The following is an 18,547-nucleotide window of genomic DNA, read 5'->3' as shown; positions in this document are numbered from 1 at the left end:
TAGTTTTATTAAATACGGCGTTTATTTTCATAAAATAAAAACGTTCTAAAAATAAAGTTACTTAAATTAAAGAATTCTGCTTTCACTTAAAATCTAAAAAATATGGTGATTTTATGGATTTAACTTTTTATGAATGGTTAATAGTAGCCGTAGTAATGAGCTTTTCTTTCTACGGGGTTTATCTAAGTAAAAGACATGTAAAAAGTGTGGCCGATTTTTTGTCGGCAGGTCGTTCTGCAGGCAGATATATGATAACAGTATCTCAAGGAATGGCTGCAATTGGAGCCATTACCATTGTTGGTCAGTGGGAAATGAATTATGTAGCCGGTTTTGTGCTGCGCTGGTGGGAGTTTATAATGGCTGTTGTACTCTTAATTGTAACCGTTAGCGGATGGGTTATCTACAGATTCAGACAGACAAGGGCATTAACTGTAGCACAATTCCTCGAAATGAGATACAGCCGAAATTTTAGAATTTATGCAGGTATACTGGCGTTCATATCGGGACTACTGAATTTTGGAATTTTTCCAGCTGTCAGTGCTCGCTTTATTATTTATTTTTGCCGACTCCCATTGAGTTTTCAATTCTTGGGAGTTGAATTTTCCACATTCCCAGTAACTATGGCTCTTTTGTTGGTAGTCTCTCTCTATTTTGTTTTTGTAGGTGGACAGGTGGCTATAATAGTTACCGAATTTATACAGGGCATTTTCTTAAACATAACATTTATTGCTATCCTCGTTTTTTGTCTTTTCTTCGTCAACTGGGAGCAAATAATGCAGGCTGTAAGTACTGTTCCAAAAAACGCTTCTTTGATTAATCCTTTTAAGGCGAGTGAGGTTCAGGATTTTAATTTCTGGTATTTTCTAATTAATGTTGTTGGAATTATCTATGGTAAAATGTCATGGCAGGGAGGACAGGGATATTATTCTTCTGCCAAAAGCGCCCATGAAGCTAAAATGGGTGAAGTGCTGGCAAACTTCAGAGATATTCCAAGGTGGTTATTCTATATATTCGTCCCGGTTGTGGCTTTTACCATTTTGCACCATGTGGATTTTTCAAATGTGTCGATGGCAGTCGAAAAAACATTGAATGGAATCGATAACAAAGCTGTTCAAAACCAGTTAAGAGTTCCTCTTGTTTTTTCCGAAATATTACCTTTCTACTTGAGAGGTGCACTGCTTGCGGTAATGATTATGGCGACTGTTGGTACAAACAGTTCATATATGCATTCATGGGGCAGCATCTTTATCCAGGATGTTGTTCTACCTTTCAGGAAAAAGAAATTTTCTCACGAACAACACCTCAAGGTTCTCCGTTATTCGATACTGGGTGTTTGTGTATTTATTTTTCTCTTTAGTTTATTTTTCCCGATGACCGAATATATTTTTCTCTACTTTGCTATTACAGCAGCAATTTTTGTTGGCGGCTCGGGTTCAGTCATTATCGGAGGGCTTTACTGGAAATATGGTACTACTGCAGCGGCTTGGGTCTCGCTCACTATCGGTTCGATTGTCGCTGTAAGCGGTATAATACTTCAACAAATTTATCCTGATTTTCCAATAAATGGACAATATTTCTGGGCAATTTCGATGGGAGTTTCGTCTCTCAGCTATATCCTTGTTTCGTTGTTGGGAAAAAGACAGGAATTTAATATGGATAAAATGTTACACCGCGGTCAATATGCAATTAAAGACGAGAGCATCGTTGTCAACGAGGTCCCTCTAAAAGGGTTTCGTATGCTCGGTATAGGTAAAGAATTTACGAAAGGTGATAAACTGATTTATATCATTTCGTATGTGTGGACATTTGCATGGGTAATGGTTTTTATTATAGGTACGATATGGAATCTTTTATACGATGTACCTGATTCGGTTTGGCTGGCTTTCTGGAGAAAGTATGTCGAAATAAATCTTGCAGTTTCATTCGTTATTATCATCTGGTTCATAATTGGCGGAACCGTCGATTTTAAGGATATGATGAACCGTCTGAAAACCATGACCAGAGATTATAACGATGACGGCACAGTTAACAACAATGAATAAACGAGGCTAATATGAAAACCAGAGTATTAATTTCATTTCTTGTGCTATTTTTTACATTGTTAAACTTAAATGCTCAGACCTCTGATACGATATTAATAAAAGACGGATTAGCTATCCAGATGGACTATCCCTATAGAGATAATGTAATTAGTCCCGATCCGATTGTCGGTTCAATTGTTACCGATAACTGGAAAGAGCCCACTGCAGGAGAGAAAATTAAAAAAGGTGATAAAATTATCGGACAATGGCGTAAAATTGATGCCGATGAGAACGGCTGGTTCAATGCCCCTGAATTACAAAACGGTTATGTCTATATGAAATATAATTCTGAAAGAGACAAAATCGTTTTACTTGAAGCAATGGGTCACTCTTTTGTTTTTGTGAATGGCACTATGAGAAGCGGTAATCCTTACAGAACAAAGGATATATATGAAGCGTGGGAACCCAGGTTTGATTATTCATTAATTCCCGTTGAATTTAAAAAAGGTGTTAACTATCTTGTTTTCCGATGCAATAGAAGTGGGGCATTAAAAGTAAAAATTCATCAAAATATTCCTCCAATTCTTTTCAGTAAAGAAGACCTTACTGTACCCGATTTGATCATCGATCAACCAACCTCGTCCTTCGGTGCCATTTTATTAATAAATGCTGATAACCGAAAATTGAACAACTTGTTTATTAAAACTTATGCAGGTAGTTCTATAGTAGGAAGTATACCAGCATATTCGAAACTTCCCGTAATTAATCCGCTTTCAGTTTATAAAGCACCTTTTAAGATTGAACTTCCTGCAGTAGATAAAAGGGACGTTATTAAGCTGACGATTGACCTTGTAGAAAAATCGAATCATGGAGAAAAAATTTTAATTTCAGAACGAATTGAACTGAAAGTAGTAGATAGATTTGAAACGAGAAGAGAAACATTTATCAGTAAACTAGATGGAAGCGTACAATATTATGCTGTTAATCCGCCGCTTGAGTTGAAAAACAAACCAGCTCTCTTTCTGAGCTTGCACGGAGCCGGCGTCGAAGCAATTAACCAGGCTAGTTCCTATGGTCATAAAAATTGGGGATATATTGTAGCTCCTACAAACAGAAGACCATACGGTTTTAATTGGGAGAACTGGGGCAGAATTGATGCTCTTGAAGTACTTGAAATTGCGCTGAAGAAATTTAACATTGACGAAGAGAGAGTTTATTTGACAGGACATTCGATGGGAGGACACGGTACCTGGCAGCTCGGTATTAATTATCCCGACCGTTTTGCAGCCATCGGACCAAGCGCTGGATGGATTAGCATCTGGTCGTATCGAATTAGAAATCTAATCGATACATCAGACGTAAAAGAAATGCTGGTTCGCTCATCAAAACAGAGCGACACTTATCAATTTGCCAAAAATCTCAGCAAAAACGGGATCTATGTTATTCACGGTGATGCAGACGACAATGTGCCGATATCTCAAGCTGAATCGATGCTGGAGGTGGTTTCTAAGTTTCATAAGGATTACGAATTCCATATTGAAAAAGGTGCCGGACATTGGTGGGATAATTCCGACGAAATTGGTGCAGATTGCGTGGACTGGATGCCAATGTTCGATTTCTTTGCGCGCCATTCCATTCCAAAAAAACAGATGATCAGAAAAGTTGAATTTACAACGGCTAACCCAGCTATTTCATCAAAATATTATTGGATAGAAATTATTAATCAGGAAAGACAACAAAAACCAAGCAAAGTAGATTTCACGCTGGAATACGGCAAAAGAGTTTTTAAAGGAGTAACTGATAATATATGTTATTTAATGCTTGACGTTTCGGTACTAAATTCAGGTTTGCCTTTTTCCGTAGAAATTGATGGACAGAAAATTGAGAATATCCATGTAACTCCGGACTATAAATTATATCTTCGTAAAAATGGCGGAATATGGGAAATCGCCACCAAACCGGATGCTGGAAATAAAAATCCTACGCGCCTTGGAAACATAAGAGAAGTATTGAATAACAATGTTTTATTTGTATATGGTACCCACGGAACAAAAGAAGAAAACAAATGGGCTTATGAGAAAGCTCGGTTTGATGCAGAGTATTTGTGGTATCAGGGAAATTCGGCAATCGAGGTTATTGAAGATGATCAATTCGATCCACTTGTTTATAAAGACAGAAATGTTGTACTCTACGGTAATGCTGCCACTAATTCGGCCTGGAATAAATTATTGAAAGATTCCCCTGTCAACGTTGAAAAAGGAAAAATTAAAATAGGAGACAAAATTTACTCCGGCAAAGATTTATCTTGTCTAATGATCAGACCGAGAAGAGACAGTGATATAGCCAGCGTAGCCGTTGTTGCAGGCACCGGAATAAAAGGAATGAAACTGGCAGAATTAGCTCAATATTATCACCCTTATCTTAGTTTTCCGGATATTGTGGTTTTTGACAGCAATATTCTCGATTCGGATGAAAATGGAATTCGTTATATCGGTTATTTCGGAAACGACTGGAGCATTGAAAATGGTGAATTTATAAATAAGTTTTAGGTACTTATATGAAAATCATTAAATATTTCTTTGCCATAGTTTTTACAGGTGCAGTTTGCATTGTCGCACAAAGTAAACTTACACAATTTGTGAATCCATTCGTCGGAACTGACGGACATGGTCATACATATCCAGGCGCCACTTTACCATTCGGTATGGTACAGCTAAGTCCTGATACGGATACTGAAGGATGGGATTGGTGCTCAGGCTATCATTATTCAGATAATTCATTAATTGGATTCAGTCATACTCACCTCAGTGGCACGGGCTGTGGCGACTACGGTGATATTTTATTTATGCCTACAACAGGTAAATTGAAAATTGAACCGGGTTCAAAAAATAATCCGGATTCCGGTTATCGCTCTCGTTTCAGACATGAATCTGAGATTGCTGAACCTGGTTTTTATTCAGTCTTTCTCGATGATTATAAAATTAAAGTGGAACTAACTGTTACAAAAAGAGCAGGATATCATAAATATATCTTCCCGAAATCCGATAGTTCTCATATTCTCATTGACCTGAAACACGGAATTCAGGACAGAGTAATCGATTCAAAAATAATTATTGTTAATGATACAATAGTAAAGGGATACAGAAGATCAACAGGATGGGCTAAGGACCATACAATTTTTTTCTTTGCAGTTCTCTCCAGGCCCATCGAATCTTACTCAATTTTTAAGAACGGAAAAACTGTCAATTCTAATAAAGCATCGGGCAATAACATAAAAGTCGCTCTCCATTATAAAACCGAAGCCAACGAAAAGATCTTTGTCAAAGTTGGAATCTCGCATACGAGTCTGGAAGGAGCGGAAAAAAATCTAAGACACGAGATTAATAACAAAGATTTCGAAAGTATAAAAAAAGAGGCTGAGAGCGAATGGGAAAAACGCCTCTCCTCAATTATCATTGAAGATTTAGATGTAACCAAAAAAAGAATCTTTTATACTGCACTATATCACGCTTTTCTAAGTCCTAATATTCAATCAGATGTTGACGGCCGGTATATTGGCATGGATGGAAAGATTCATAAGGAGGGAAATTTTACCCTCTATACGGTTTTCTCACTATGGGATACCTTTAGAGCGCTTCATCCTTTGTTTACACTAATTGCTCCAGAAGAAAATGTTGATATGATAAATTCAATGCTGCGTAAGTACGAAGAAAGCGGTCAATTGCCGATATGGGAACTCGCCTCGAATGAAACAGGCACTATGATTGGTTATCATTCAGTCCCTGTAATTGCAGATGCTATAATTAAAAATTTGCCTGGTATCGATATAAATCTTGCTCTAAAAGCCATGAATAGCTCTGCAATGTCCGATTTTCGGGGACTCGATGTTTATAAGGAAATGGGTTATATACCTTCTGATTACGAGCACGAGAGCGTGTCAAAAACTCTTGAATATTCGTACGATGACTGGTGCATAGCTCAAATTGCCAATCGAGCTGGTAATAAAGACGCATATCATTATTATCTCGAACGCTCAAAATACTATGTCAATCTTTTTGATCCGGTAACACGTTTTTTCAGACCCAAGAAGAATGGGAAATGGGTTTCTCCTTTTGATCCTTATGTTGTCAGCAGGGATTATACTGAGGCAAATTCATGGCAGTATAGCTTTTTTGTGCCTCACGATGTCAATGGTCTGATTGACCTTTACGGTAGTGACGAGAATTTCGAAAACAGACTCGACGAGCTGTTTAATGCCAATACAGAATTAAAAGGGCGACATCAGCCGGATATTTCGGGACTTATAGGTCAATATGCTCACGGCAACGAACCGAGTCACCATATTGCCTATCTTTATAACTATGTAGGGAAACCGTATAAAACTCAGGAAATTGTAGATAAAATTCTGAATACATTGTATACTGACAAACCTGATGGATTAAGCGGTAATGAAGACTGCGGGCAGATGTCCGCCTGGTATGTTTTAAGCAGTCTCGGATTTTATCCAGTTTGCCCGGGAAGTAACGAATATATTATTGGTAAACCTCACTTTGAAAAAGCAGTAATCAATTTCACAAATGGTAAATCGTTCGAAATTAAGACCGAGAATTTATCAGATAGAAATATTTATATAAAATCAGCAATACTAAATGGTTTGAACCATTCTGAATCGTATATAACCCATGAAGATATTATAAATGGCGGAAGTATAGTCTTTGAGATGACCGATAAACCAACGAATTGGGGATATAATAAATCCGACAGACCACACTCTTATGTCGATCTCCAGTTCATTCCGATTCCTTTTATTAAAAGCGGTGAAAAAGTATTTAAAGGCGAAACAGTGATTGAATTGGAAAGTATAGACGCAGCGGAAATTTATTATACCCTGGACGACTCTGACCCGATAACAAACGGCAAATTGTATAATAAGCCATTAATTCTAAATAATTCGAGTCAGCTTAAATTTGTATCGACTAAAAATGGCAAATACAGTAAAGTAGTAACTTCCGAATTTCACGAGGTACCGAGTGATTGGGATATTCATTATAATACTACGTTTGACAATCCATATACAGGAGGAGGAAAGTGGGGACTGATAGACGGTATTAAAGGAAATGAAAATTTTAATTCGGATGCATGGCAGGGATATGAAGGAAAAAATCTCGATGTAATTATAGATCTTGGAAAATCTATGAAAATAAATAAATTATCGGTAAGTTTTCTCCAGAATATCGGTTCGTGGATTTTTCTACCTGAAAAAGTTGATTTTTATTTATCCATCGATGGAATGAACTATGTAAATGTTTATAGCGGGGAATATAAGTTAGCCGAGTACGATAAATTCGAAGGAATTAAGAGTTTCAGTGTCGAACTCAAAAATAGTGAAGCCCGATATATTAAAATAATCGGAAAAAATATTGGATTGTGTCCTTCCTGGCATCCTGGAAGTGGTGGAAAAGCATGGATCTTTGTCGATGAGATCGACATTAATTAAAACTTGTAATTGATATCGATATGTATTATTTATATAGTTTAATTTCATAGGAACAAAAAAGAATGAGAAGTAAAAAATTAATTTCGTTCCATGCGAGAGTTGTTAAAGACATTAACGAGCAATTGGTTTTGAATTTAATTCAGGAGAATGAAGTTATTGCCAGCTCCGAATTAGCTAAAATTACCGGTATGAGACCCTCGACAATATTTAATATTTTGAAAGAACTATCGGCTAAATCTTTCGTGCTTTTTTATGGAAAAGGGGATTCCACCAGCAAAGGCGGCAAAAAACCGTATATGTGGACACTCAATAAAGATGCTGCTTATGTAATAGGACTGGACATCGAAGTAGGCGAAATGTCTTTGGTAGTTCTCAATTTTAAAGGCGAGCTGATTTATAGTCGCAATATAAAGATTGATACTGTAAATACTGTTGATGAGTTAGCCGAGAGTATAATTACTGCCGTAAATTTTGCCATCGAAGATAACAATTTAGAGACATCGAAAATACTTGGGGTTGGAATCGCATTTGCAGGTATTGTTGATTGTCAACGAGGTGTGGTTGTTATGTCGAGTATATTACCAGATCTTAATTTTAATCTTATTGAAAAATTGAATGTATTTCCTTTTAAAGTATTGCTTGAAAATAACGCAAATGCAGTAGCAGTTGGATATAAATGGAAAAACAATATTAAAGCCTCGAGAAACTATCTAACAATTTTGATTGAAATTGATAAAAATGTAAGCGGTCTTGGAATCGGAATCGTAATAAACGGCAATTTATACAGAGGTTCTTCATATTGCGCCGGCGAGCTTTACCCACATCTGCCCACACTCAAAGAGATACTGGCATCCTACAGAAGCCGCTTTCACGAAGGGAAAGTACTGAAAAATTTTTTGAATTCTATCGATTCTATCGATATTGAATTGTTGCTCCATGCTGCAAAAGAAGAAGATGAAATTGCAAAACTGATCTTTTCAAAGATTGGGAGTATTGTCGGACAGACAATTGCCCCTGCTGTTTCACTTTTGAATCCCGATACACTTATACTTACAGGAGTGGTTTCAGAACTTGAAGGTGTTATCATAGAAGCGGTTAGGAAAGAGATTGAAATGAGGGTAATCTCTATTACGAGCAATGCACTTGAGATCGTAGTAGATAGGTATCATCAATTCTCCGTAGCAGTTGGCGCTGCATCTCTTGTGCTGGAGAATTTCTTTAAACTACCTGTGGTCAAACAATAGTATTGACCGATGCATACCTTAAATTATATTGACATAGCTGTCATCTTGTTTTATTTCCTGGTGGTTTTTTTTATCGCATTATATTATTCCAAAAAAGCCGGTAAAAATACCGGTGAATTTTTTCTATCCGGCAGAAACCTCCCGTGGTATATTTCGGGTACAGCGATGGTTGCCACTACCTTTGCCGCAGATACACCACTGGCAGTTACCGAATTAGTTGCTAAAAACGGGATATCGGGTAACTGGCTCTGGTGGAATATGGCAATCGGTAGTATGCTTACTGTATTCTTTTTTGCGCGTTTATGGCGCCGCGCTCAAATTATGACAGACGTGGAGTTTATTGAACTTCGATACGATGGCAAAGCCGCCGCAGCCCTTCGAGGTTTTAAAGCACTCTATCTCGGATTATTTATGAATATAATCATTCTCGGTTGGGTACATAAGGCGATGGAAAAAATATTTGCTGTGATTTTTCCACAGTACGATTCGTTTGGACTTGTTGTAATTGCTGCAATCATTATTGGAATTTACTCGGCTGCCTCTGGACTATTAGGCACTTCAAGAACGGACAGCTTTCAGTTTGTATTTGCCATGATCGGATGCATTATCCTTGCCGTGATAGTGGTCTCGTTACCTGAGGTGGGTGGAATGACGAAATTGAAAGAAAAATTATCACCACAGGTTATATCGTTCATTCCAAGAATTGGAAGTAGTGAAGTAGTAAGTGGAATATTTTCAATATCAATTGGTTCGTTTTTTGCCTATGTGGCTTTACAATGGTGGGCAAGCTGGTATCCTGGCGCCGATCCAGGTGGAGGAGGATATATTGCCCAGCGAATGATGTCCGCCAAAGACGAAAAACATAGTCTTTTTGCGACTCTATGGTTTACGATTGCGCACTATGCTATCAGACCCTGGCCATGGATTCTGGTTGCACTGGCAGCGCTGGTAATTTTGCCGCGCACGGATAATCTTGAACAACTCAAAACGCAAAATCCTGATATGTATGATAAAGTCGTTGAAGCATATAATTCAAATACAGACTTAAATACTCTTCAATATGCTAATTCACCAGAATTTAAAGAAATGTATGAAGTTTATGAAAATACTGTAGACCCTGGAATGATGTATCCCAAATTGATGGTACGATTTTTACCAGCTGGTCTGCTTGGTCTGCTTATTGCAGTTTTTCTTGCCGCTTATATGTCGACCATAGCTTCGCAACTGAATTGGGGAACCTCGTATATTATTAATGACTTTTACAGAAGATTTATAAAAAATAATGCCGACGAACGGCATTATGTAATGATTTCAAGAGTAAGTATTCTCATTCTTACGATACTTTCACTTTTGATCACAAAATATTTTCTCTCTACTATTTCAGGAGCATGGGAATTTATATTGAATGCAAGCGCAGGTATTGGTGCAGTACTGATATTGCGTTGGTACTGGTGGCGGATAAATGCCTGGTCTGAAATCTCGGCAATGATTGCCCCATTGTTTATATATCCTCTTGTTAGATATTATCTCGGAATACCCTCGCCGATCTCTCTTTTTCCAATAGTTTTAATAACAACAATAATCTGGTTGATTGTAACTTATACGACAAAACCTGTCAATCAAAAAAAATTAATTGAATTTTATGAAAGAACTGAGCCGGGAGGCATTGGATGGAGAAAGATAACGGATTTGATGGGGATTAAACAATCAGGCAGTATTTTTGTTAGAATGTTCGTGAATTGGTTGGCGGGCATTGTTGTCATTTATTCGTTTTTGTTTGGAACGGGTGCACTGATTTTTCAGAATTATTTTAAGGGATTTATTCTTCTTTTAATTAGTTCGTGTGGTGCTTTTATAATTTATTATAATCTGAAAAAAATTGGTTTTGAGAAAATTATAAAATAATTTCCTCCTCCTTGAATCCTTTTCATCCCACTTTCATCATATGCTAAAAAAATTTGTGGTACTTTAAGATGTCTGCACAACCGAAAGTAATAATATTTTCAACACCAACTTGCAGTTTCTGTAATGCAGCAAAGAGATATTTCCGCGAAAAGAATATCCGTTTTAAAGATATCGACGTTACGCGGGATCAGGCTGCAGCCAGAGATATGATGAGACGGACAGGCCAAACTGGCGTACCGGTAATTTTAATCAATAATCAACCAATTGTGGGATTCGATAAACCCAAAATAAACCGTTTGTTAAACATAAAAGATTAGGAGTTGCTGGTTTATGAAAGTAAAACCATTGGACGACAGAGTTTTAATCGAACCTGTCGATGAAGTATCTAAGACGCCATCGGGCATTATAATACCCGATACTGCAAAAGAAAAACCGATTATCGGTAAGGTTCTTGCAGTTGGAACCGACGAAGACTTACGCCAAAATATTAAAGAAGGCGACCGCGTATTATTTGCCAAATACGGCGGCGAGGATATTAGTGTCGATGGCAAAGACCTCAAAATTATTCAGAGGTCGGATATTCTTGCCATAATTGAAGATTAGTAAATTTGCATATGTTCCTTTACTGGTAAAAGCGGTACTGACTTTAATGTCATTACCGCTTTTTTAATAAAAAATTGCCAGCCAGATCGTTTCTTTTTCTGCGGAAGTCTTATCCACACGGTGTTTCAACCGCGAAGGTATTATTAAATAATCCCCCTCTCTGAGCTCGACTTTTTTCCCGTCTTCAAATTCAAGTCGGGCGTATCCTTTTAAAAGTAATACAAATTCATTTTCATCTTGATCATACCAGAAACCTTCCGGACTTTTCTGTCCTTTCGAAATTATTCTTTCTATTCTTAGTTTGTCCGTTCGTAAAATTTCTTCAAAAATTTCATCTGGAATTTTATCGGGAATCTTTTCGTAAAGATTTTTTAATTCTGGCAACATAATTTATTCGGGATAGTTGACAATTATTATTTTCATTTCGTCTGAAACTGCGGCTTCATTTAAAACAGAATCGATTTCGAACATATCCTCAGGATTACTGATTTCGAGTATAAACTTTTCATAGCCTGCGAGAATTCTGAATAGAATGTTTTTACTGATCAATTGCCCTCCGGTTGCAGAAGAGCGGCGATTGTAGAAGATAACAATTTTCAAGGGTATATTTCTTTGAACAGCTTCGATCAATCCAAGATGACCTGCAGATATAAAAGCAAAATCGCCGGTTAATGCCCAAACATTCTTGAATCCTCCGAGATATGCACCCAATGCCAATGGGATCGAGCCGCCCATATAAGTAACAATGTCGATCGAGTTGTACGGTGGAAAAGCAAACGCACTTGACGAGCCTGTATCGCCTGTTGTAATATCTCTCTTAATGTTCTTAAATACTTCGAAAAAAGTGATATACTTAGATGCTCCCTCTTTAACTTTTGGGGTCAAACTTTCGGGCACAATCGGTAATTCTGGACGCGATACAGCTTCGAGATTACCGCCTTCTACTTTTGTCGTTAAAACTTTGTATTGATATTCTGCAAGTAATGGATGAACTACATGGAAATAGATATTTCTTTTATATGAAAAATTCTTTTTTAAATCCAGGCGTGGCTCAAATGTGCACGGTTCATTAATCGTCATGGCATCAATTAGAAGAGCCGCAGGAAGTTTTGTTTTCTCAGAGAGCTGATAAGCCGTGTGTACATCGTCGTAAATTTTTGTTTTATCCGCCTTGATTACGGGAATATTTATGGATCTTAGAATGGGATAAATATCGAGAATATTGTCGGAATGTTTGCCTGTAAAGTCTTCAAAAACAAACAAAACCAATCCTGCTGCTGGTGATGTGTAGAGCGAATCAGTAATACTGTTTGCTGCTTTCATTACACCGTGTGATTTGCAAAGTAGTGCAGAACGTTTCCCGATTATTGATGCTCCGTGTGATATTGTATAGGCAACTTCTTCGTGATACGATATTTTACCAATTTTGCCAGCAATTTCGTTGTACGACATAAACGTTTCGGATGCGCCGAAACCGGGCACAAAAGTAACTACTTCTACTCCGTTGTCGTGGAGTGCCTGACCTAATGCTTTATGGATCGGTTCCATCATCATTTGTATTCTTTTAATGAATTGATCGCTTCTTTAATATCATATCCCGTCGGATTCTGGAATACTCTCAATTCAAATTGGGGAATTACCGCAAGAATATGGTCAAATATATTCGATTGAATTTCTTCGTACTCGTTCCAGTTGGTAGTTTTAGTGAATACGTATATTTCGATCGGCAATCCTTCAGGACCGGGAGGTAAATGCCTTACAAGAAATGTCATCTCTTTGTTTATCTCTTCGCGCTGCAGAAGATATTCTTTGAGATATGCTCTGAATGTTCCGATGTTTGTCATTCTTCTTCCATTGACAAGGACAGAATCGTCGATGTTCCGTTCCTGATTATATTTATTAATTTCCTCTCTTTTCGTTTTTATATAATTTTTTAATAACTGAATACGTTCGAATTTTTCAATCATTTCTTCGCTGCAGAATTTTATACTTGACTGGTCAATATAAACTGACCTTTTGATTCTCCTGCCACCTGCAAGAGTCATTCCCCTCCAATTTTTGAATGAGTCTTCAATTAATTTGTAGGTGGGAATAACTGTAATTGTTTTGTCCCAGTTTTGTATTTTTATGACATTTAAGGAAATATCGATTACCTCGCCGTCTGCACCGTATTTGGGAACCTCGATCCAGTCACCTACCTTTACAAGGTCGTAAGATGAAATCTGAATGCTGGCAACGAATGAAAGAATTGTATCTCTGAAAACCAGTACAAGCACAGCTGTCAGGGCGCTCAGACCACCAATCAGTGCCCACGGCGATTCGCCAAGTAATGTCGATATGAAAATAACTCCACCGAAAATATAAACGATTATTTTTACAACCTGTATGTATCCTTTTACGGGCTTTTCTTTAAATCTTTCCATCCGATTTAAAACGCCCGTAAATCCCGTCAATAAACCATTAATAGTAAAAATGACCAAGAGTACAATAAGCGCATTTACAAAAACATGAATGAAATTTTCAATTGAAGGGATGGTATAAGCGAACAGTTTGATTATTATCAGCGGTGCAATGTAGGAAACGTTTTTAAGAACACGATCGTGCAGTAGAATATCGTCAAACTCAGTTTTTGTGTGACGTACGAATTTTTTTATTAGACGGAGCAAAATATATTTAGTAAGTGCATATACTATTACCGCCAAAAGAAGAATGCCTAAGAACTTAAGGTTCTCGGCAACAAAAGGAAATTTTTTCACAAATTTTTCTATACTTTCCATTATAACAAAATCCTTGAATTACGAAACTAATAAAATAGTTAAGACCGGAATTACCGTAAGAAAATATTATTTTTATATTCACTAATTTAATTGACTATGGTATTAGAGACAAAAACAAAAGCCTACCTGGCGTGGGCTGCAATTTGTATAATTTGGGGGACTACATATCTGGCAATAAGGGTTGGAGTGGAAGATCTGCCGCCTTTATTTTTTGCGGGTTTCAGATGGTTTTTAGCCGGTCCAATTCTATTTTTATTCCTCATGAAAAAAAACTACCGTCTGCCAGAGTGGAACGACATTAAACATTCCACAGTAGTGGGCATCCTGCTATTGGGATTTGGGAATGGATTTGTTGTCTTTTCAGAACAATGGATTCCAAGCGGCCTGGCTGCACTTTTAATAACTACTGTCCCTTTCTGGATTGTTGGCATCGAATCTTTTTATGTAAAAGGAGCGAATCTAAATTTACAAACTGTGATTGGTTTGTTGTCAGGAATGGTGGGTGTAATGCTAATTTTTGGTAGCAATATTATAAGTATTTTTGATTCTCATTATCTTAAAGGTGTGGCAGGACTTTTCGTTGCTGTAACGTGCTGGTCTTTTGGCACAATTTACTCGAAATATAATACGACGAAAGTTCATCCTTTAATGAGTGCCGCTCTTCAGATGACAATTGCAGGTACGTTGATGACTTTAGTCAGTATTATCATCGGAGAACATAGACATCTCAGTTTTACTACAGAAAGCACACTGGCTTTTATCTACCTCTTGATAATTGGATCGTTAATCGGATATGGTTCTTATATCTATGCAATCGAACATCTACCCGTCTCGTTCGTTTCCACTTATGCGTATATCAATCCTATAATTGCAATTTTTCTGGGATGGCTTATTCTGGACGAAGCATTTAATCTGGTATTGCTTTTATCGGCTGCAATAATTTTGACCGGGGTTTATCTGGTAAAAAAGGGGAGTGTGGAATTGAGAATGAAATTAAGCAGGACGGAGAAGTGACCGCCCTGCTAATTTGTAGTTAAATTCTCCTTTTTAGAAAACCTTTGATTAAATCGTTAACTGCTCCAGGATTTTCGACTGGCGACATATGACCCGAAAGTGGGATTATAGCAAATTCAGAATTAGGAATTTGTTCTGCCAGTTTGCGCATTGTTTGATGAGGTGTTAAGCTGTCGAACGAGCCACATAATACAAGAGTGGGAATTTTAATTTCGGGTAAAACATGGGTCGTGTCGGTACGACTCATAATCGCAATTATTGCACCTTTAACTCCTGTGGGATTGTTCCGGTAAGCTTTTTCGAGCGTTGACGTATAATAATTCGCTTTCTTTTTAACTGCCTCTGCAGCAAAGCATGTCGGGACGAATTTATTTATAAATGCCTCGAGTCCTTTTGTATTAATCATATCAATATTTGCAGAGCGTTTAATTTTGCCTTCGTTATTGTCCGCTTCTGCTCTGGTGTCGCAAAGTATTAATGCACCAAATTTATTTTGATTTCTTTCAATGGCTCTCAGGGCAATATAACCACCCATCGATAATCCGCACAAGACCGGTTTACGAAGCTTCAATTCCTTAATTACCATAAACAGGTCATCAACATAAAATTCCATTGTATATTGTCCATCGCCGATATGGCTTTTGCCAAGTCCTCTTACATCGTAAGTTACGCAATAATAATCTTTCTGAAGTTCTTTTACCTGTTCATCCCACATTGTATGGTCGTATGGAAAACCATGTACAAATACTATCGCGTTATTTTTGGGGTCGCCATAAGTATAAACCGCAATTCCGTTGATATTGGTTTTCATTACTATTCCTTTACTTATTTTTTCGTAAATTTATTTCTATTAAGAAACCAAAATAATATTTCTGATGGATAAAAACTATTCGACATTATCGAATTTATTTAAGTACGAAAAAATTATTCGTTTGTCGTTAATATTAGTCGGGTTGCTTATTGCTTTAGAATTAGAACTAATCCGTATCCCTGTAAATAAAGGTTATGAAGAATTGATGCGCTTTATTGGTGGTCCCAAGGAAACCGATAGTTCGATTGTTATTATTCATATTAATTCAGATGACATTGAACAGCTTGGAGGATGGCCTCTTAAAAGAAGTTATTATGCTTTGTTGGTTGACAATCTGAATCGGGTTGGGGCAAAAAAAATTGGAATCGAACTGATGTTTTCTTCAAGACTGGCGTTTCAGGAGATTTATAACGATTTGTTGAACGATGTTTTAGAGAAGTCAAATAATAATATAGTTTTATCTTCCATTATTACAAATTCCGATACGATTATCTATTCACAGCCAAAGTACGAAATCCCTTCGCTCAAAACGGGACACCTGAACTATATTGATTCTGACGGATATTACGTTCCTGAGTTTATATCTGTAAATCGTCGTTACGAGAAAGCTTTTGCAATTGAACTTGCAGGCAAAGACGATGCGGAAGCGAAAGATTTGCTTAAAGTTAATTTTTATAATTCATGGCACAAATTCAAAACTTACTCCTTGATTGAATTCTTCGGAGAATTTGAAAAAAGGCCGGAAAAATTCAAAAATAAATATGTATTAATTGGAGTGAGCGATCCTACCATTGCAAAAACGGTCAAGACTTATTACGATGATGAATTACCGGGTGTCGGATTTCATGCCTTTGTTCTCGATAATATTATTACACACCGATCATTGAATTACAAATACTCAAATTTATTGTCAGTACTTTCAGTGTTGTTCCTCATTGGATTCATTTATTTCTTCCACTTTGGCTCAAATGAAATACGGATTGTTTCATACCTGTTTTTTATACTAATTGCGTCATTTATTCTTTTTAATTACTTCTTCGTAATATTCAATTTTACGATGGCTTTCCTGCCTGCAATTTTATGTCTGGCATTCGAAGTTTATCTTAAAATAATGGTAAACAAACAGCAGGCGACGCATGCGTTGAGCGAAAGCGAGTTGTTGAAAAAAACTCTTGAAAGCAAAGAAGCTTTGCTCGAAAACATTTCTAAGATTTCTGAACAAGCTAAAGGTGAATTGCTAAATCAAATAGAAAAATTAAAAAATGAAATAACACAATTAAAGGAGCTCGAGCAGGATTCACAGCCAGTGGAGAAACACGCAGGAAGGCATCAATTCGAAAATATTGTTTATAAGAGCAGTGCAATGGACAAAGTAATTAAAACAATCGAAAAAGTTGCACCAACAGATGCAACAGTTTTGATCATTGGCGAAAGTGGCAGCGGCAAAGAACTGGTTGCAAGAGCAATTCATAATTTAAGTAATCGTAGAGAGCAGGAATTTATTGCTCTTAATTGTGCTGCTTTGACAGAAAGTTTACTCGAAAGTGAATTGTTTGGATATGTTAAAGGAGCCTTTACAAATGCTCTCAGCAATAAAAAAGGATTATTTGAAGCAGCAGACGGCGGTACCCTATTCCTTGATGAAATTGGGGAAACAAGCGATTCGTTTCAAGCAAAACTATTAAGAGTTATTCAGTTCGGCGAATTTCAGAAGGTTGGCTCCGCTCAAACGCAAAAGGTCAATGTACGTGTAATAGCAGCTACTAATCGAAATCTTGCACGTTTAATTGAAGAAGGTAAATTCAGGGAAGATTTGTATTACAGACTCAATGTACTTAATATCGAAATTCCTCCATTAAGGGAAAGGAAAGAAGATATTCCTGTTTTAGCAGAATATTTTCTCGAAAGAGAGGACGACAATTTAAGGTTTTCAAAAGCCGCACTCGAATGCTTGGTAAAAAATGAATGGAAAGGGAACGTAAGAGAGCTGGAATCGATTGTAAAAAGAGCGGCTATTTTTGCTAAAGCAGAAGAACGCAATATCATTTTGATTACGGACCTGCCCGACGAATACAGGCATTATCGTAAAGCTGACATGGAAAACTTTATTCTCGATTCCCTGCGTGCTAAAAAATTTTCACATTCTTCTGTTGTGGAAACAGCCCGGGAAATTGGAAATGTCAGCCGAACCATCGTAGGTGAAATTTTGCGAGGACTCTTTTTTAAGAATTATGTCCAAAACAATTATAATTTTGAAGCAGCTGTAAAAGCGATAGCCGGAACTGAAGACGAAGAAATATTAGACAGGTTAAAATCGAAGGCTTCCAAGTATATCGAAAATATTAATAACGACCTGAAAAAAATTAAAAGTAACAATTTTGAAGAGGTCAAAAAAGTCTTTGCATCTAAATATAAAAACCTGCCTGTACGTTATCACGATTATCTTGACGATGTTATTAAATATCTACTCTCGGATAAAAATCGGAAGTTAGGTCAATTTTAGTTCTTATGGTTACTTGTACTCGGTCGCTTCGATACGTCCTTACCAGGACTACTCAGCGACCGCACGATGAAAATTTAGAAGATATCTGAATAGACCGAAGAAGCGATTTCCCTTGAAAAATAGGAAAGACTTATCTGAAAGAACAAAAATAGACCAGAATTTGCTAAATCAG

Annotated in this window: 13 protein-coding genes; 9 read left to right on the top strand and 4 right to left on the bottom strand. The window is 37.1% G+C overall.

The genetic code is table 11. The annotated features are described in order from the left end of the window. Window positions 1-113: 113 nt before the first annotated feature. The 7 genes from ACUN8G_RS07035 (at window position 114) to ACUN8G_RS07005 (ending at window position 11,270) form a co-directional block, all read left to right on the top strand. A complete protein-coding gene (locus tag ACUN8G_RS07035; protein WP_437347743.1) occupies window positions 114-2,042 on the top strand; it encodes a sodium:solute symporter family protein in 1,929 nt (642 codons plus the stop codon). An 11-nt stretch (window positions 2,043-2,053) separates the two neighbouring features. Then, window positions 2,054-4,570 (top strand): carboxylesterase family protein, encoded by a 2,517-nt coding sequence (locus tag ACUN8G_RS07030; RefSeq protein WP_437347744.1) that lies wholly within the window; start codon window positions 2,054-2,056, stop codon window positions 4,568-4,570. A gap of 8 nt (window positions 4,571-4,578) precedes the next feature. Continuing rightward, window positions 4,579-7,518 (top strand): GH92 family glycosyl hydrolase, encoded by a 2,940-nt coding sequence (locus tag ACUN8G_RS07025; protein ID WP_437347745.1) that lies wholly within the window; start codon window positions 4,579-4,581, stop codon window positions 7,516-7,518. Between the two features lie 62 nt (window positions 7,519-7,580). Beyond that, the gene (locus ACUN8G_RS07020; RefSeq protein ID WP_437347746.1) at window positions 7,581-8,762 is read left to right on the top strand and encodes an ROK family transcriptional regulator; all 1,182 of its coding nucleotides are present in this window, start codon (window positions 7,581-7,583) and stop codon (window positions 8,760-8,762) included. A 9-nt stretch (window positions 8,763-8,771) separates the two neighbouring features. Then, on the top strand, window positions 8,772-10,667 hold the full coding sequence (locus ACUN8G_RS07015; RefSeq protein WP_437347747.1) for a sodium:solute symporter family protein: 1,896 nt from the start codon (window positions 8,772-8,774) through the stop codon (window positions 10,665-10,667). Between the two features lie 68 nt (window positions 10,668-10,735). Then, the gene (locus ACUN8G_RS07010; protein ID WP_437347748.1) at window positions 10,736-10,984 is read left to right on the top strand and encodes a glutaredoxin family protein; all 249 of its coding nucleotides are present in this window, start codon (window positions 10,736-10,738) and stop codon (window positions 10,982-10,984) included. Between the two features lie 13 nt (window positions 10,985-10,997). Continuing rightward, window positions 10,998-11,270, top strand: a complete 273-nt coding sequence (locus ACUN8G_RS07005) for a co-chaperone GroES (protein ID WP_437347749.1) — start codon at window positions 10,998-11,000, stop codon at window positions 11,268-11,270. Window positions 11,271-11,333: 63 nt separating this feature from the next. Here the strand turns inward: ACUN8G_RS07005 and ACUN8G_RS07000 are convergent, their stop codons facing one another. From ACUN8G_RS07000 to ACUN8G_RS06990, 3 genes are read right to left on the bottom strand one after another with little or no spacing between them, the layout of a single operon-like run. Next, on the bottom strand, window positions 11,334-11,657 hold the full coding sequence (locus tag ACUN8G_RS07000) for a cupin domain-containing protein (protein WP_437347750.1): 324 nt from the start codon (window positions 11,655-11,657) through the stop codon (window positions 11,334-11,336). 3 nt (window positions 11,658-11,660) lie between these two features. Continuing rightward, the gene (locus ACUN8G_RS06995; RefSeq protein ID WP_437347751.1) at window positions 11,661-12,824 is read right to left on the bottom strand and encodes a thiamine pyrophosphate-dependent enzyme; all 1,164 of its coding nucleotides are present in this window, start codon (window positions 12,822-12,824) and stop codon (window positions 11,661-11,663) included. Then, entirely contained in the window at window positions 12,821-14,047 is a 1,227-nt protein-coding gene (locus ACUN8G_RS06990; RefSeq protein WP_437347752.1) for a mechanosensitive ion channel family protein, read from the bottom strand. The genes ACUN8G_RS06995 and ACUN8G_RS06990 overlap by 4 nt, the downstream gene beginning before the upstream one ends. 96 nt (window positions 14,048-14,143) lie before the next feature. Here ACUN8G_RS06990 and ACUN8G_RS06985 point away from each other — a divergent pair, with 96 nt between their 5' ends. Further along, a complete protein-coding gene (locus ACUN8G_RS06985; RefSeq protein ID WP_437347753.1) occupies window positions 14,144-15,061 on the top strand; it encodes an EamA family transporter in 918 nt (305 codons plus the stop codon). Window positions 15,062-15,080: 19 nt separating this feature from the next. Here the strand turns inward: ACUN8G_RS06985 and ACUN8G_RS06980 are convergent, their stop codons facing one another. Continuing rightward, window positions 15,081-15,872 (bottom strand): alpha/beta fold hydrolase, encoded by a 792-nt coding sequence (locus ACUN8G_RS06980; protein ID WP_437347754.1) that lies wholly within the window; start codon window positions 15,870-15,872, stop codon window positions 15,081-15,083. 64 nt (window positions 15,873-15,936) lie between these two features. Between ACUN8G_RS06980 and ACUN8G_RS06975 the strand changes: the two genes are divergently transcribed. After that, entirely contained in the window at window positions 15,937-18,375 is a 2,439-nt protein-coding gene (locus ACUN8G_RS06975; protein ID WP_437347755.1) for a sigma 54-interacting transcriptional regulator, read from the top strand. The last annotated feature ends 172 nt before the right edge of the window (window positions 18,376-18,547 follow it).

This window comes from Melioribacter sulfuriphilus (genome assembly GCF_052656625.1).
The sequence above is the reverse complement of the archived record's forward strand: the minus strand, read 5'-3'. Positions and strand labels throughout refer to the sequence as shown.

What these genes read in the sequence shown, in the direction of transcription:
- ACUN8G_RS07035 (WP_437347743.1), top strand. Translation starts at nt 114, where the DNA reads ATGGATTTAACTTTTTATGAATGGTTAATAGTAGCCGTAGTAATGAGC.
- ACUN8G_RS07030 (WP_437347744.1), top strand. Translation starts at nt 2,054, where the DNA reads ATGAAAACCAGAGTATTAATTTCATTTCTTGTGCTATTTTTTACATTG.
- ACUN8G_RS07025 (WP_437347745.1), top strand. Translation starts at nt 4,579, where the DNA reads ATGAAAATCATTAAATATTTCTTTGCCATAGTTTTTACAGGTGCAGTT.
- ACUN8G_RS07020 (WP_437347746.1), top strand. Translation starts at nt 7,581, where the DNA reads ATGAGAAGTAAAAAATTAATTTCGTTCCATGCGAGAGTTGTTAAAGAC.
- ACUN8G_RS07015 (WP_437347747.1), top strand. Translation starts at nt 8,772, where the DNA reads ATGCATACCTTAAATTATATTGACATAGCTGTCATCTTGTTTTATTTC.
- ACUN8G_RS07010 (WP_437347748.1), top strand. Translation starts at nt 10,736, where the DNA reads ATGTCTGCACAACCGAAAGTAATAATATTTTCAACACCAACTTGCAGT.
- ACUN8G_RS07005 (WP_437347749.1), top strand. Translation starts at nt 10,998, where the DNA reads ATGAAAGTAAAACCATTGGACGACAGAGTTTTAATCGAACCTGTCGAT.
- ACUN8G_RS07000 (WP_437347750.1), bottom strand. Translation starts at nt 11,657, where the DNA reads ATGTTGCCAGAATTAAAAAATCTTTACGAAAAGATTCCCGATAAAATT.
- ACUN8G_RS06995 (WP_437347751.1), bottom strand. Translation starts at nt 12,824, where the DNA reads ATGATGATGGAACCGATCCATAAAGCATTAGGTCAGGCACTCCACGAC.
- ACUN8G_RS06990 (WP_437347752.1), bottom strand. Translation starts at nt 14,047, where the DNA reads ATGGAAAGTATAGAAAAATTTGTGAAAAAATTTCCTTTTGTTGCCGAG.
- ACUN8G_RS06985 (WP_437347753.1), top strand. Translation starts at nt 14,144, where the DNA reads ATGGTATTAGAGACAAAAACAAAAGCCTACCTGGCGTGGGCTGCAATT.
- ACUN8G_RS06980 (WP_437347754.1), bottom strand. Translation starts at nt 15,872, where the DNA reads ATGAAAACCAATATCAACGGAATTGCGGTTTATACTTATGGCGACCCC.
- ACUN8G_RS06975 (WP_437347755.1), top strand. Translation starts at nt 15,937, where the DNA reads ATGGATAAAAACTATTCGACATTATCGAATTTATTTAAGTACGAAAAA.